The 10239-nt window shown below is 73.8% G+C and carries 8 protein-coding genes and 1 rRNA gene; 5 read left to right on the top strand and 4 right to left on the bottom strand.

The genetic code is table 11. The features are described from left to right. A 5S ribosomal RNA gene (rrf, locus tag ACA514_RS07495) occupies positions 1 to 104 on the top strand; the annotation flags it as partial. Positions 105 to 288: 184 nt separating this feature from the next. After that, positions 289 to 2412, top strand: coding sequence for a peptidoglycan recognition protein (locus tag ACA514_RS07490; protein ID WP_375040275.1), 2124 nt, complete (start codon positions 289 to 291; stop codon positions 2410 to 2412). Positions 2413 to 2460: 48 nt separating this feature from the next. On the opposite strand, the gene ACA514_RS07485 is transcribed toward ACA514_RS07490, so the two are convergent. From ACA514_RS07485 to ACA514_RS07475, 3 genes are all read right to left on the bottom strand, one after another. Continuing rightward, entirely contained in the window at positions 2461 to 4113 is a 1653-nt protein-coding gene (locus tag ACA514_RS07485; RefSeq protein ID WP_375040274.1) for a DNA repair helicase XPB, read from the bottom strand. Between the two features lie 178 nt (positions 4114 to 4291). After that, complete coding sequence (locus ACA514_RS07480; protein WP_375040273.1) at positions 4292 to 6706, bottom strand: helicase-associated domain-containing protein; 2415 nt, start codon at positions 6704 to 6706, stop codon at positions 4292 to 4294. A 202-nt stretch (positions 6707 to 6908) separates the two neighbouring features. Beyond that, positions 6909 to 7526, bottom strand: a complete 618-nt coding sequence (locus ACA514_RS07475; protein ID WP_375040272.1) for a TetR/AcrR family transcriptional regulator — start codon at positions 7524 to 7526, stop codon at positions 6909 to 6911. A 167-nt stretch (positions 7527 to 7693) separates the two neighbouring features. On the opposite strand from ACA514_RS07475, the gene ACA514_RS07470 reads away from it, so the two are divergent. Continuing rightward, on the top strand, positions 7694 to 8173 hold the full coding sequence (locus tag ACA514_RS07470; RefSeq protein WP_375040271.1) for a GNAT family N-acetyltransferase: 480 nt from the start codon (positions 7694 to 7696) through the stop codon (positions 8171 to 8173). A 50-nt stretch (positions 8174 to 8223) separates the two neighbouring features. On the opposite strand, the gene ACA514_RS07465 is transcribed toward ACA514_RS07470, so the two are convergent. After that, complete coding sequence (locus tag ACA514_RS07465) at positions 8224 to 8688, bottom strand: hypothetical protein (protein ID WP_375040270.1); 465 nt, start codon at positions 8686 to 8688, stop codon at positions 8224 to 8226. A gap of 354 nt (positions 8689 to 9042) precedes the next feature. On the opposite strand from ACA514_RS07465, the gene ACA514_RS07460 reads away from it, so the two are divergent. Both ACA514_RS07460 and ACA514_RS07455 read left to right on the top strand, forming a co-directional pair. Beyond that, positions 9043 to 9693, top strand: a complete 651-nt coding sequence (locus tag ACA514_RS07460) for an HAD family hydrolase (protein ID WP_375040269.1) — start codon at positions 9043 to 9045, stop codon at positions 9691 to 9693. Between the two features lie 145 nt (positions 9694 to 9838). Further along, positions 9839 to 10234, top strand: coding sequence for a cold-shock protein (locus ACA514_RS07455; protein WP_375040268.1), 396 nt, complete (start codon positions 9839 to 9841; stop codon positions 10232 to 10234). The last annotated feature ends 5 nt before the right edge of the window (positions 10235 to 10239 follow it).

Genomic DNA, 10239 nt, shown 5'->3' with positions numbered 1-10239 from the left:
GCGGAGGGGAAACACCCGGTCCCATTCCGAACCCGGAAGTTAAGCCCTTCAGCGCCGATGGTACTGCATGGGAGACTGTGTGGGAGAGTAGGACACCGCCGGACATTTTTTAGGAAGGCCCCGCCAGGAATGGCGGGGCCTTCCGCATTTCCAGGGGTAGTCGGGCGGCCGGCGGCGTTGAATCTGTGATGTGCATGAGCTTGTGGTGGTGTTCTCGCACCGGCAGGATCAGGGCGAATGCGGGGCCCGGCCTGCGGGTGCGGAGCCGGGTGGTGAACGGGGAGAGACATGGTCAGGCGAACTCTGGTCGGCGCGTCCGTCGCCGCGGTGCTCGTGGCGGGCACGGTGACCTATGTGGTCACCGCCGGGTCCGGTGCCGCGACGTCCGCGAAGAGCCGGCCCGCTCCGGGGCAGGTGTACCGGTACGGGCTGCGGGACATGCCGGGCAGTACCGCGGCGAAGAAGGTCGTCGGATTGCCGGCCGCGTCCACGAAGCCGTTCAGCATGGTCGGTGTGACGTGGGAGAAGCCGCGCACCGGGCTGGACGGGACGGTGCGGGTGCGCACCCGCGACAAGGCGTCCGGGAAATGGTCCGGGTGGCGGGCCGTGCAACCCGACACCGACGACACGCCTGACGGCAAGGCGGGCGAGAGGTCCGGGACGAGCGGGCTGTGGGTCGGTCCGTCCAACGGCGTCGAGGTGCGGGTGGCCGGGCACGGCAGGAAGCTCCCGGCCGGGCTGCGGGTCGATCTCGTGGATCCCGGCACCGGGACGACGTCGTCCGTGGGCGGGGGCAGCGGTCCGCGAGCCGCCGGGGCAGGTGGCGGCGACGCGAAGCTGGTCGCGGCGACCGAACCCGTTCCGTCGCCCTCCGCGCGGGTCCAGGCCTCGGCGGTGACGGCGCCGAAGCCGCCGATCGTGACGCGGGCCCAGTGGGGCGCGGACGACAGCCTCATCAAGGACCCGATCCAGTACGACTCGTCGGTGAAGGCCGTGTTCGTGCACCACTCGGACACCGGCAATTCCTACACCTGCGCCGAGGCGCCGTCCGTGGTCCGGTCGATCTTCCTGTACCACGTGAAGAGCCTGGGCTGGAACGACATCGGCTACAACTTCCTCGTGGACAAGTGCGGCACGATCTACGCGGGCCGCTCGGGCGGTGTCGAGCGTCCGGTGCACGGCGCGCACACGTACGGGTTCAACACCGACACGACCGGCGTCGCCGTCCTCGGGACCTACACCGCGAAGGACCAGACGCCGTCGGGCGTCGCGCCGACGCAGGCGGCGCTGACCGGGGTCGCGAAGATCGCCGCCTGGAAGCTGAGCCTGACGGGCGTCGACCCGGCGGGCAAGACGACGCTGACGTCGAACGTCACCGACGGGAAGTACCCGTACGGGCAGAAGGTCTCCTTCTACACGATCTCGGGGCACCGGGACGGGTTCGCGACGGCGTGCCCGGGTGACCAGCTGTACAGCAAGCTCGGTGCGATCCGGACGGCCGCGAAGAAGCTCGTCACCCCGTCGGTCACGGCGACGCTGTCCGGCGCGGCGAACGTGAGCGGGCGGTACTACACCCAGAGCACGGTGACGGTCGGGTGGGAGCCGGCGGCGTCCACGACGTACCAGGTCCTGGTGGACGGGGCGGTCGCGGCGACGCCGGCGGCGGGCGCGAAGTCCGCGGCGCTGGCGCTGAAGCCGGGCACGCACAAGGTCGCGCTGCGCGCCGCGTACGGGAGCGGCGGCACCGCCGACTCGCCCGACTACACGGTCGTCGCCGACGTGACCAAGCCCGTCTTCGCCGCGCCGCCGGCGCTCTCGCTGCGGGCGGGGACGGTGGCGCCGACGTCGGTCCCCGTCACGCTCGGCTGGAAGGCGACCGACAACGCGCTCCTCAACTCCGTCAAGGCGACCTCGCCGGCCGCCAAGACGTTCGCGGGCACCGCGACGACCTGGGCGGCGACGGCGACGCCCGGCGCGGCGCAGTCGTGGGCGCTGACCGCCGCCGACGCCGCCGGGAACACCGCGGCGTCCGCGGTCTCGCGGAGCGTCGCGCTGGTCCCGGAGGGCCGGTCGACGCGCACCGGGGTCTGGAAGCAGGCGGCGAAGACCGAGGACTACCTCGGCGGATACGGGCTGTACAGCAGCGCGAAGGGCGCCAGTGCGAGCTGGACGTTCACCGGCCGCGCCGCGGGGCTGGTCGTCAAGCGGGCGGCGAACACGGGCGCGGTCACCGTCTACGTGGACGGCAAGGCGGCGGGCACGCTCGACACCCGCGCGTCCAAGACGGCGTACCGGCAGATCGCGTGGACGCGGTCGTGGAGCGCCGCCGGCGCGCACACCATCAAGATCGTGGTGGCGGGGACGTCCGGGCGTCCGGCGGTCGGCATCGACGGGATCGCCACCATCAGCTGACACCGGCGAGGGGAAGGCCCGGCGCGCGGCGCCGGGCCTTCCGCGCGTTCAGACGTCGTCGCCGGCCAGGACCGCGTCGGCGTCCACGATCCGGTACGCGTAGCCCTGCTCGGCGAGGAACCGCTGCCGGTGCGCGGCGTAGTCCTGGTCGAGGGTGTCGCGGGCGACGACGGCGTAGAAGCGGGCGCCCTTCCCGGACGCCTTCGGCCGCAGCAGCCGGCCGAGGCGCTGCGCCTCCTCCTGCCGCGACCCGTACGCGCCCGACACCTGGACGGCGACGGTGGCCTCCGGCAGGTCGATGGAGAAGTTCGCGACCTTCGACACGACCAGCACGTTCAGCTCGCCGGACCGGAACGCGTCGAACAGCCGCTCGCGCTCGCGCACCCGGGTCTCGCCCTTGATGACCGGGGCGTCCAGCAGCGCGCCGAGCTCGTCGAGCTGGTCGATGTACTGGCCGATGACGAGGGTCTGCTCGCCCCGGTGCCGGTCGACGAGCGCCTGGATGAGCTTGGTCTTGGTGTCGGTGGTGGCGCAGAAGCGGTACCGCTCTTCGGGCTCTGCGGTGGCGTAGGCGAGCCGTTCGGAGTCGGTGAGGGTGACGCGGACCTCGACGCAGTCGGCGGGCGCGATCCAGCCCTGCGTCTCCATGTCCTTCCACGGCGCGTCGTAGCGCTTCGGGCCGATGAGGGAGAACACGTCGCCCTCGCGGTTGTCCTCGCGGACGAGGGTGGCGGTGAGGCCGAGGCGGCGGCGGGCCTGGAGGTCGGCGGTCATCCGGAAGATCGGCGCGGGCAGCAGGTGGACCTCGTCGTAGACGACCAGGCCCCAGTCGCGGGCGTCGAACAGCTCCAGGTGCGTGTAGGCGCCCTTCCGCCGCGTCGTCATGATCTGGTAGGTGGCGATGGTGACCGGCCGGATCTCCTTCTTGGTGCCGGTGTACTCGCCGATCTCGTCCTCGGTGAGGGAGGTGCGCCGGATCAGCTCCTGCTTCCACTGGTGCGCCGAGACGGTGTTGGTGACGAGGATCAGCGTGGTCGCCCCGGCGCGGGCCATCGCGGCGGCGCCGACGATGGTCTTGCCGGCGCCGCACGGCAGGACGACGACGCCGGACCCGCCGTGCCAGAACGACTCGGCGGCGTCGCGCTGGTAGGAGCGCAGCTCCCAGCCGTCCTCGACGAGGGAGATGGCGTGCGCCTCGCCGTCGACGTAGCCGGCCAGGTCCTCTGCGGGCCAGCCGATCTTGAGCAGCGCCTGCTTCAGCGAGCCGCGCTCGCTCGGGTGCACGATGACGGCGTCGTCGGAGATCCGGTCGCCGATCATGCCCTTGATCTTCTTGGCGCGGAGCACCTCCTCCAGGACCGAGCGGTCCGAGGAGGACAGCACGAGCCCGTGCACGGGGTGCTTCTCCAGCCGCAGCCGCCCGTACCGCGCCATCGTGTCGGCGACGTCCACCAGCAGCGCGTGCGGGACGGGGTAGCGGGAGTACTTGATCAGGGTGTCGACGACCTGCTCGGCGTCGTGCCCGGCGGCGCGGGCGTTCCACAGCGCGAGCGGCGTGACGCGGTAGGTGTGGACGTGCTCGGGCGCCCGTTCGAGCTCGGCGAACGGGGCGATGTCCTTGCGGCAGGCGCCGGCCAGATCATGGTCGACCTCCAGCAGCAGGGTCTTGTCGGATTGGACGATGAGCGGACCGTCGGTCAATGCAGAAGCCCCCGTCGATGATCGCGATGGCTCGTCCGGACGCCGTGCACGCTACCCGAGGCGTGCCGGTGCGTCGCGCGTTCCGGACGGGACCGCAGTTTCAACACCGGAACCGGTCCCGATATTGCCTCACCGGGTCCTGTCGGCCCGGCGGCCGCCCTCCGTGTCCGCTCGGCCGTCAGGATTCGCCGGACTCCTCGTCCAGCTCGGCGACGCCGGTGATGCGGTGCAGGGCGAAGCGGTGCACGGCCGCGCGGGTCGCGTCGTAGCCGGTGAGGAAGCCGCCCTCCACCCGGACCGGCTCGACGATCCGGCTGGACGCCTGGCCCTGCTGGTCGAGGTAGCCGATCCAGACCCGGCCGCCGCGGTCGACCGCGCCGCGCAGCCGCTCGATCGTCGCCATCGCCGGGGACCGGGGCGGATCGCCGGACGGGGCGTCCGCGCGCAGCCGGGCCTGCTCGGCGCCGTGCCGGGACGCCTCGTCGCCGGCCCGCAGCGCGCGCACGGCCGCGGTGATCATCGAGGTGTCGGCGGTCTCGTCGGGCCGCAGCCGGACGATCTCGGCGGTCGGCGGCGGCTCGGCGCGCTGCGCGTCCGGCCGGGTCACGATGACCCCGCCGCCGGGCGACTCGGCGACGGGTGCGAGGCCCATCGCGCGCAGCCCGTCGAGGAGCTCGGCGCGGTGCATGCTGGACGCCAGCACCGTCGGGGCGAGCCGGTGGAGCCGCAGCGCGTCCGAGCGCCGGTCGGCGAGGATCTCGTCGAGCGTGCCCGGGGAGTCGGTCCGCACGTAGGAGGCGAGGGACCCGACCCGCAGGTGCCCGTGCCGGCGCGCGACGTCGTCGATGAGGTAGGTGAGCGGCTGCGGCAGCGGCGTCGCGGAGTGCCGGGTCAGCAGGTCGGTGAGGTCGCCCGCGGTGCGTCCGGCGTCCAGGGCGCGGCGGACGGACTCGGGCGTGAACCGGTACACGGTCGCCCCGCCGGTCGACTCGACGTCGGCGGCGAGCGCCAGCTCCCGGCTCAGCTCGGTGACCAGCGGGCCCGGCGCGACCGCGGTCAGGTCCGCCTGGATGAGGATCCGGTCGACCGGCTCCGGCAGGTGCTTCTCCAGGCCGGGCTCGGGGTCGTCGCCGGCGAGCAGGTCGCGGGCGAACGGCGCCAGCTCGCCGAACCCGGTGAGGCCGAGGACGGCGGCCTCCCGCAGCGTCCAGCCGACCAGCCGGTCGCGGGCCGGGCCGCCGCGCCGCGGCCGCAGCCACGCCAGCCGGGCCCGCAGCGCGTCGGCGTCCACGGCGGCGCCGCGCTCCGCGCCGGCGAGGATCTCCAGCGCGGCGCGGCGGGTGGCGGGCGCGCTGCTGCGCACCATCGCCTCGCTCAGCGCGTTGATCAGCCGGTCCCGGTCGTCGCGCTCCCCGGCGAGGCCGGCGGCCCGGTCCGACTTCAGCCAGCCGCGCGCCAGCTCCGTCCAGCGGCCCGCGGTGTCGCGCATCAGCCACAGGTCGTAGGCGGGGGTCGGCAGCCACTCGCCGTCCAGGTCGCCGCTGCGGGTCAGCAGCCCCGCCGCGTACGCGACCTCGACCAGCAGCGCCGCCTTCCACTCCGGGACGTCCAGCAGCGTCGCGGCGTTGCGCAGGTCGCGGACGGCCAGCCCGCCGCTGCGCAGCACCGGCGGCGGCTCCAGGCCCCAGCGCTCCAGCAGCTCCTCGGTGAGCCGGACCGCGTTGAACGCCTCGCCGGCGGCGGCGCGGACCACCATGTCCTCGCCGCGGGACGCGCCGGACGGCTCCGGGCCGAGCGGCGGCGGCTCGGCGGGCAGGTCCTGGAACAGCCGCCCGCCGCGCAGGTGCAGCGCGACCTCGCGGGGCAGGGTGACCGTCCGGTCGTCCTCGGCGGCGAGGAGGCCGCGCGCGAGGAGGCGCTCGATCGGGGTGGCGGCGGTGTCGATCCGGACGGCGCGGCGCGCGTCGGCGACCCGCCCGACCGGCGGGCCCCAGGCCAGCGCGTCCAGCGCGGCGCGCGCCTCGGGACCGGCGGCGTCCACCAGCGGCGCCGGGTCGGCCAGCAGCTCGGCGAGCCGGCGCAGCAGCCGCGCCGCGTCGGCGAACCCGCGCGGCTCCTCGCCCTGCAGGTCGGTGACCAGCGCGGCGAGCCGCTCGGTGGGATACCCGGCGAACACCTCCTGGACCGGCGGGCCGAGCCCGGCCGGGTGCGGGAGGCCCTGCCGGACGCCCGGGGCCGCGGTCAGCGCGCCGTCACCGGCGCCGTCCGCGGCGCCCTTGCCGCCGACCCACACCAGCCCGAACCGCATCAGCCGGTCGACGGCGTCGGCGGCCCGGCCGGGGGTGACGTCGAGCGCGCCGGCCAGCGTCTCCGGCCGCACCGGCGGCGGCAGGACGAGCACCGCCTCCAGCGCGGCGAGCGTGAACCGGTCGAGCCGGTCGAGCGCGCGGGACACGGCGGCGGGCGTGGCGGCGCGGGCGGCGAGCGCGGTCAGGTCGGCGGGGACGGGCGCGAGCAGCTCGGGACGCGCGGACAGCAGCGCGCGCAGCTCCCCGTCGGCTCGCGCGCGCAGCCAGTCCGCATACGAATCCATGCCGTTCGCCACCTTAGCGTCGCGTGCGCCCCGGCTCGCCGCGCCCGGGCGGCGGCGCGTTCGCGCACGTCGGACGCTGCGAGCAGGACCCTCCCAGGGTAAGAGGCGGCGCGGTGCGGCCGGTGCGGTGCCGCGGCACGGGGAGGAACGCGCGCCGGACGGGCCGTCCGGCGCGACGAGGGGACCGGCCGGCGCCGGCCGGTCAGGTCGCCGGGGTGCGCTCCAGGTCGACCAGCCCCAGCCCGAGCCGGGCCCAGCTCTCCACGAACCGCTTCTCGTCGATCCGGGTCGGCGGCTCGTACATCGACTCGTTGGCCAGCCAGTAGTTGACCACCGCGCCGCCCAGGATGGAGGCGACGGCGGGCCAGTCCTCGTCGGCGCCCGCGTACTCCGGCTGCTGCGACAGCCAGGTCGCGATCCCGTCGTACAGCGGGTTGACGATGCCCTCGCGCATCTCGGCGACCAGGTTCGGGAACTGGTCGAGGTCGCGGAACAGCACCCGGATCAGGTCCTGCTCCTCGCGCATCTTCGCCAGGCCCGCCTGGCAGGTCATCCGCAGCCGCACCTCCAGCGGGCGGTCGGCGAACACCTCCGCCTGGTCCAGGACCGTGGTGATCTGCCGGCGGGTCCGCTCGATGTGCTCGCGGATGGCGGAGGCGAGCACCTCCTCCTTGGACCGGAAGTGCCGGTACAGGCCCCCGGCGCCCGGGGACAGCCCGGCCGCCGCCTCGATCTCGGCCACCGAGGTCGCCGCGTAGCCGCGGTCGGCGAACAGGCGGAGCGACTCGGCCACGATCCGCTCGCGCGTAGATGTCGTCATAGTGATGAATTCCTCCGCAAGAACAGTAAGGCATCCGGGACCTGCGGACCCCTGCCCCGGCCCGGCGCGCCCGAATTCGTCGCGCGGCCCGTCCCGTGCCGGGGTGCGGCTAGAGTTCGTTGCCCCGCGCCCCTGTGCCGGAAGGGGCGTCCCCGGAAGGGTCGACGATGTTCATGTCTCCGCGGAAGGCGGCCGACGGGGCCTTCCTCCCCGAGGACTTCGTGGTGCCCACGCTGGTCGCCGGACCCCGCTTCCAGATCCGCCCGATCACCGTGCACGACGTGGTGAAGGACTACGGCGCGGTGATCGGCAGCCTGGACCGGCTGGCCGGCCGGTTCGGGCCCGAGTGGGGCTGGCCGGACCGCGAGTTCACCTTCGAGCAGGCGTTGATCGACGTGGCGTGGCTGCAGAAGGAGGGCCAGCTGCGCCGCTCCTTCAGCTACGTGGTGAACACGCCGGACGGCGAGCGCCAGCTCGGCCGCATCCACGTCGCGCCGTCCGGCGAGCCCGGCGCGGACGCGGTCGTGGTGTTCTGGGTGCGCTCCGACGAGGAGGACCGGGCCCTGGAGAAGGACCTCGAGGACTTCGTCCGCGAATGGGTCACCACGGCGTGGCCGTTCGAGGTCGTCCGCTTCCCGGGCCGCTAGCCCTCCCGCCGGGCGGCTTTGGTCGAGCGTTCGCCGGTCGAGCGCGCCGGTCAGGCCGCGCGGCGGACGGCGCTCACGATGATCCGTCCGATGACGAGGTAGACGAGCGCGGCGAGACCGTAGTTGACGGCCACGTCGACCTTGGCGTTGTCGGGCTGGAAGACGTCCTTGAACTGCCAGGCCAGCTCGTCCGCGCGGGCGCCGAACCAGTGCACGATGTCGTTGCCGGTGTTCGCCTCGAACACCACGAACAGGATGTGCACCGCCAGGATCAGCACCGCGATCGTCGTGACGACCGAGATCACGGTGGCGACGAGGCCGACGCCGCGCTTGCGGGCGGCCGCGGCGGACGCGCCGAACGGCCGCCGGGCGCGGTGCTCGCCGGGATCGAGGCGGGTCCCGGTCATGGCGTGCCGCGCGGTCGTGCCCGTCCCGGCGGGCTCCGTCCGCCCGGTCTCCGGGTTCACCGTGCGGTCGCGGTCGTCCGCTCTCTTATCCGCCCTGTTGTCCGCCATGGTGAGCGCCCTCCTTCGCCGGGCCGGCCTGCGGCTGATCGTCCTTGGGGTTCGGGTGGCTCGTTCGAGCCCTACGTTTTCCCTGGTCAAACGGTTTTCGGCAGGGGGTGCGGGCATAACCACGACACGGGCGGCCGCCCGGGACCCGGCGAACCAGACCGGGCCGGGGCATCGAAGGCTCCCGCGCCAAGAGTTCCCGCGCTCTCCTACTCGGATCCCGTCGCATCGCCACTACCGGGAGAGCGCGGGTACTTGCGTCCGGGGCCGGTCCCGGGGGACCCGGCCGGACGGGATCGTCCCGTGCCGCACCCGGCGTTGGCAATCGCTCCATACCGGACCTTTACCCTGTTGGGCGTGCTGGACCTTGATTCGCCGAAGATTCCCCGTCCGGATGGGGCCGGATTCGCCGTCGGCTTCGACCTCGACCTCACGCTGGCCGACACGCGCGCCGCGATCGGCGCGGTGTACGCGGCGATCGCGGCGGAGACCGGCGTCCCCATCGACGTCGACGCGGTCGTCGGGCGGCTCGGCCCGCCGCTGGAGGACGAGCTGGCGTACTGGTTCCCGCCCGAGCGGATCCCCGCCATGGCGGACCTGTACCGGGCGTTCTACCCCGACATAGCGCTCCCGGCGACCGTGGCGATGCCCGGCGCCGCCGCGGCGCTGGCGGCCGTCCGGGCGGCCGGCGCCCGGGTCGTCGTGGTGTCGGGGAAGAACCAGCGGGACACCGAGCGCACCGTCCGCTACCTGGGCCTGGACGTGGACGCGGTCATCGGCGGGCTGTTCGGCGCCGACAAGGGGGCCGCGCTGGTCGAGCACGGCGCCCGCGCCTACATCGGCGACCACACCGCCGACGTGGACGCCGCCCGCGCCGCGTCCGCGGTGGCCGTCGGGGTCGCGACCGGCGCGTTCGACTCGGCCGCCCTCGCCGCCTACGGCGCGGACGTCGTGCTGCCCGATCTGCACGCCTTCCCGGAGTGGCTGTCGGGGTTCCGGGCGGCCTGATATCGGGGTGCCGCGGGGCGGGGGTCCGGGATAGCTTCATCCCGTTGCCCCAAAGGGCTTCGCGGGGGTCCCGGCCTGTTCACCGGTCCCCGGTGAGGCACTAATCTTGGGGTCGATTCAGGACGATTACCGAACGAGGTCTCCCGTGCCGACTGGCAAGGTCAAGTGGTACGACTCCGACAAGGGGTTCGGCTTCCTCACCCGCGACGACGGCGGTGAGGTCTTCGTGCACTCCTCGGCGCTGCCGGGCGGTGTGACGACGCTGAAGCCAGGCCAGCGCATCGAGTTCGGCGTGGTCGAGGGCCGGCGCGGCCAGCAGGCGCTGCAGGTGCGCGTGCTGGAGAGCCTGCCGTCGGTCGAGCGGACCATCGCCAAGCAGCGGCGCAAGAAGCCGGACGAGATGGTCGTCATCACCGAGGACCTGATCAAGCTGCTGGACGGGATCTCCAACACCTACCGGCGCGGCAAGCATCCTGCCCCGGCCGAGGCGAAGAAGATCGCGACGGTGCTGCGCGCGGTCGCCGACGACATCAGCGCGTAGCCGCC

The organism is Actinomadura sp. NTSP31, from assembly GCF_041951385.1.
GTDB classification, from domain to species: domain Bacteria; phylum Actinomycetota; class Actinomycetes; order Streptosporangiales; family Streptosporangiaceae; genus Spirillospora; species Spirillospora napierensis.
This window is presented reverse-complemented; position numbering and strand designations above follow the sequence as displayed.